We start from the raw sequence: 607 nt of genomic DNA, 5'->3' as shown, positions 1-607 counted from the left end.
AGCAGGCCGGGACGGTCCAGCCCGAGCCGGATCGCGCGCCAGCCAAGCGCGGGATTTTCCTCGATCACGGCTTCCATATAGGGCAGCGCCTTGTCGCCGCCGATGTCGAGCGTGCGGAAGGTGACGGGCTTGCTGCCGGCCGCATCCAGCACGGTGCGATACAGCGCCAGCTGGTCGCTGGTGCGCGGCAGGCTCTGGCCCACCATGAATTGCAGCTCGGTGCGAAACAGGCCGATGCCGGCGCTGCCGGTGTCCTCGATATGCGGCAGGTCGATGGCCAACCCAGCGTTGATCATCAGCTCGACCTTCTGGCCGTCCTTGGTGACGCAGGGCCGGTCGCGCAGCGCCAGATATTGCGCCTGGCGGCGGGCGCGGAAGCGCACGCGCTCGGCAAAGGCCGCCTCGACTTCCTGGGAGGGGCGCACATAGATCGAGCCGGAGGTGCCGTCGACGATGATGGCGTCGCCGGGATCGGCGATTCCCGGCGCGTTCGGCACTTCGCCGACGGCGGGGATGCCGAGCGCGCGTGCCACGATCGAGACGTGGGAGTTCGCGGTACCTTCCTCCAGCACGATGCCGCGCAGGCGCTTGCGGTCGTAGTCGAGCA

General features: G+C 68.9%; 1 protein-coding gene. It reads right to left on the bottom strand.

Annotation, left to right across the window (positions count from 1 at the left end; translation table 11 throughout):
* On the bottom strand, positions 1-607 hold a 607-nt coding region (locus MOV75_RS41125; RefSeq protein ID WP_247008585.1), incomplete at both ends, for a putative PEP-binding protein.

The sequence above is a fragment of the Bradyrhizobium sp. PRIMUS42 genome (assembly GCF_023006515.1).
Lineage (GTDB): Bacteria > Pseudomonadota > Alphaproteobacteria > Rhizobiales > Xanthobacteraceae > Bradyrhizobium.
The sequence above is the reverse complement of the archived record's forward strand: the minus strand, read 5'-3'. Positions and strand labels throughout refer to the sequence as shown.